The organism is Nostocoides sp., from assembly GCF_035343835.1.
Lineage (GTDB): Bacteria > Actinomycetota > Actinomycetes > Actinomycetales > Dermatophilaceae > Nostocoides_A > Nostocoides_A vanveenii.
The window spans coordinates 1-3,263 of the sequence record NZ_DAOQZV010000235.1 but is presented as its reverse complement, the minus strand read 5'-3'; the positions used below and the strand labels follow the sequence as shown (position 1 = coordinate 3,263).

Sequence of the window (3,263 nt, the reverse complement as noted above, 5' to 3'; positions counted from 1 at the left end):
CCGCGGCCGGCATGTATCAGCTCACGCACTGATTGCTCTACCTCTTCAACGAGCGCGCACCGAGGAGGAGGACCGCATGGACGGGCTGCCCGTTTTGCCCCTGATCAAACTGCCCAGCAGCTGGCCAACCGTCGTGACGGCGACGGTCGCGATGCTTGGGCTGGCCCTGATCGACCTGGCGTGCGCGTTCGCCGCCAAGCAGTGGGTCACCACGCGGTCCGGTTCGGCCCTGACGGTCGGGCTCGTCACCGCCCTGATGCTCTTCTGGGTCTTTGCCTCGGCTCTCCAGTATGCCGAGATGGCGGTTGTCACCCTCGGGTGGATCGTCTTGTTGCAGGTGGGCGTGCTCCTGCTCGACGAGTTGAAGTACGGCGTGCACCATCCACCCCGGACGTGGGCGGTTGTCGTGATGGTGATGATTGCCCAGGGCTATCTCGTTTGCTTCCCGGGTGGCGCGGGAGCCGGCTGACGCGCCGTGATGCGCGTGGGCGCACCGGTGGACGGCGCGACACAGTGCTTTCGAGGCCAGCATCCAGGCTCTACCCAGACACTGCTGTGAAGGTTGGGTCTACCAACCCCCGGCAGCGGAAGGATCACGTCCATGAGTGCGACCACTCACCGCGGCGCCCCGGCCCCCCACCGCCCACCCCTCGACCCCTGGGACCTGGCCCTGCGTGACCGCGGCGCCACCTCGTCACCCAAGCCGCGCTGGCAGAGCCGGCCGGTGCTGCTCGATCAGTTCGCCGAGCGTTTCATGGCCATCGTCGTTGTCGCCGCCGTGATCGGGGCGCTCGCCACCGGGTCGGCCCTCTGGCTGCTGATGATCGCTGCAGCGGGACTCGTCCTGTTCGTCTGACCCGGTTGTTCCGGCAGCACTCCGGCAAAGTAGCCTCTGCGCGTGATCCTGCCCGTCTCGATCGGCGTCATCGTGGTGTCGGTGGTCTGGTTCGTGCTGGCCGTCCTGTTCGCCTGGCGGGGCCGGCTGATCAACGACCTCCTCCTCGGTGTCGCCGCGCTCGTCGAGATCGGCCTGCTCGTCCTCGCCGTCCTCGCCGCGCGCGGCTTTCGGACCATCGACCCCAGCTCCGAGGGTGCCACATTCTTGGCGTATGCCCTCTCCCTCCCTGTCGTCCCGATCATGGCCACGCTGCTGGCGATCCGTGAGAAGACGCGCTGGGCGATGGGCGTCACCGTCGTCGCCGCCTTCACCGTCGCGGTGATGACCTCGCGTATCGCACAGATCTGGAACCTCTATGCCCGCTGACCCCCGCCACGCCTCCGCACGAGCGTCCGTTCCCGGCACACCCGAACCCGGCTCGACCGGCACCGGGCCGGGCCGGCTGATCGTGGCCGTCTATGGCGTGCTCGCGCTTGCGGCGACCGGCCGCTCGATTCTGCAGATCAGCGAGTACTTCGGCCGAGCCCCGGTCGCCTACCTGCTCTCGGCGCTCGCCGCTGTCGTCTACATCGTCGCGACCTACGCGCTGGCGACCGACCGCCGCCGGCTGGCCACGGCCGCCTGCTCCATCGAACTCGTGGGCGTGCTGCTCGTCGGCGCCGCATCCTTCGCCCGCTCCAGCGCCTTCCCCGACAAGACCGTGTGGAGTCACTTCGGCTCCGGCTACGGCTATGTGCCACTGGTCCTGCCGGTCGTCGGCCTCTGGTGGCTGCGCCGTTCCAGCCTCACCCACCCCGCCTGACCGAGCGGGGGTCAGAGCCGACGACCACAGACGGACGACCCGACCCGGCGATGACGCCCGGGCCGGGCCGACGAGTCAGCGCCGTTCGAGAACGAACACCGGGATGGTGCGGTCGGTGCCTGCTTGGTACTCGGCATACGGCGGGAAGGCGGCGACGCAAAGCTCCCACCAGTGCGCTCGCTCCTCGCCCTCGATCACTCGGGCGTGCACGGCGTGCACGTCGGTGCCGTCCTGCACGGTGATGTCCGGGTTCGCGAGCAGGTTGTAGTACCACTGCGGGTTGTCCGGCGCGCCCCCCTTGGAAGCGACCGCGGCATACGTGCCGTCGTGTTCGACGCGCATGAGCGGGACCTTGAGGGTGTCGCCGGACTTGCGGCCGGTCATGGTGAGTAGCACGACCGCGCGGTCCATGATCGATGCCGCACGCGTGTCGCCGGCGGCTTCGATCGCGGCGACCTGGTCACGCACCCATCCGCTCGGACTGGGTCGATAGCTCATACGAGTCTCCTTCGAAAGGCGGAATCAGAAGCGTAAGCCCGCGGCCAGCGCGGCCCACTGCTCTTGGACCGATCGGCCGGTCGGCGCCTTGGCCCCAGGCGCGGGGATCGGCAAGCCCTCGCAGGTGACGTCGGTGGTGACGGTGCTCCCGGTGGCGAGGAACATATTCACGCGGTCATCGACACACGGATTGCCACTGCCGTTGATGCCGTGGTCGCCCTCCTTGACGACCTTGATCAGGATCGAGCCGGCCTACTTCGCTTGGGGGGCGTAGGCGAGTCGAGCGTTGGTCGCGGGGTCGTGCACCGACTGCACCATCAGGGTGGTGCCGACGCCCGCGCCATCCGGGGCCGGCATGCTCAGCGCCGGCCAGTTCCGGTAATAGCAAGGGTTCTGGTTCTCGCTCCATCCCAGCAGCGGATAGAGCTTGCCCTGGCGGGCAGAGAAGGCGTCGGCGAACGCCTGCCCCCGCGGCCACGGGGTGTCCTTGCAGGTGATAGCCAGGAAGGTCGCGTTCGCCGCGACGGCAGGGTCCTCGGCCATCGGCATCGAGCGCGCCCGGTCGATGAAGCCGCGCAGCGCCGGCCCAGGTGCAAGGTCGCGTTGTAACGCGCCGCCCAGGTCCGGAAGTCGGCTTCGAATCGCCGTTGGAAGGCCTGTGGTTGGGCAAGGAAGGTCGCCGACAGGGTGCGGTGAAGTCGGTGTTGGTCCAAGACGAAGCGTCCGCTGGCCTTGGGGAAGTACTTCTGGACGTAGGCGCCCATCCACGTCCCGCCGGAATAGCCGACAAAGTCCGTGGTCCGATAGCCGAGAACGGCACGAATCAGGTTCATGTCACTGACGGTCTGGAAGGTGTTGACATAGTCCAGGTAGCTCCCGGAAACCTTGCGGCAGAAGGATTGTGCGGCTTTTGAGACGTATGCTGCTCGCCCTCGCGCCGCGGCACTGCGGTCGCGGAAGTCGTAGGTCGACACCGGGGCGCCGGCGCAACTCAGTTGCGTGCTCGCTCCGGTCCCGCGAGGGTCGAAGCCGACGGCGAGGTTGCGGCGTGGTTCCAGTCGAGGG

Annotated in this window: 7 protein-coding genes; 4 read left to right on the top strand and 3 right to left on the bottom strand. The window is 68.1% G+C overall.

The window, feature by feature from the left end; genetic code table 11:
- The first annotated feature begins 76 nt into the window (after nt 1-76).
- From PKH97_RS13730 to PKH97_RS13715, 4 genes are all read left to right on the top strand, one after another.
- Nucleotides 77-469 (top strand): hypothetical protein, encoded by a 393-nt coding sequence (locus tag PKH97_RS13730; protein WP_324388093.1) that lies wholly within the window; start codon nt 77-79, stop codon nt 467-469.
- Between the two features lie 132 nt (nt 470-601).
- Nucleotides 602-856 (top strand): hypothetical protein, encoded by a 255-nt coding sequence (locus PKH97_RS13725; RefSeq protein ID WP_324388092.1) that lies wholly within the window; start codon nt 602-604, stop codon nt 854-856.
- A gap of 42 nt (nt 857-898) precedes the next feature.
- The gene (locus tag PKH97_RS13720) at nt 899-1,264 is read left to right on the top strand and encodes a hypothetical protein (RefSeq protein WP_324388091.1); all 366 of its coding nucleotides are present in this window, start codon (nt 899-901) and stop codon (nt 1,262-1,264) included.
- On the top strand, nt 1,254-1,700 hold the full coding sequence (locus PKH97_RS13715) for a hypothetical protein (protein ID WP_324388090.1): 447 nt from the start codon (nt 1,254-1,256) through the stop codon (nt 1,698-1,700). Before PKH97_RS13720 ends, PKH97_RS13715 begins: the two co-directional genes overlap by 11 nt.
- 75 nt (nt 1,701-1,775) lie before the next feature.
- Here the strand turns inward: PKH97_RS13715 and PKH97_RS13710 are convergent, their stop codons facing one another.
- Genes PKH97_RS13710 through PKH97_RS13700 form a run of 3 tightly spaced genes read right to left on the bottom strand, consistent with a single transcriptional unit; the run spans nt 1,776 to nt 2,747 of the window.
- Nucleotides 1,776-2,198 carry a nitroreductase family deazaflavin-dependent oxidoreductase gene (locus tag PKH97_RS13710; protein WP_324388089.1) on the bottom strand — a complete coding sequence of 141 codons (423 nt, stop codon included), beginning with the start codon at nt 2,196-2,198 and terminating at the stop codon, nt 1,776-1,778.
- A gap of 24 nt (nt 2,199-2,222) precedes the next feature.
- Nucleotides 2,223-2,435 (bottom strand): alpha/beta hydrolase, encoded by a 213-nt coding sequence (locus PKH97_RS13705; protein WP_324388097.1) that lies wholly within the window; start codon nt 2,433-2,435, stop codon nt 2,223-2,225.
- Between the two features lie 15 nt (nt 2,436-2,450).
- Complete coding sequence (locus PKH97_RS13700) at nt 2,451-2,747, bottom strand: hypothetical protein (protein WP_324388088.1); 297 nt, start codon at nt 2,745-2,747, stop codon at nt 2,451-2,453.
- Between the last annotated feature and the right edge of the window lie 516 nt (nt 2,748-3,263).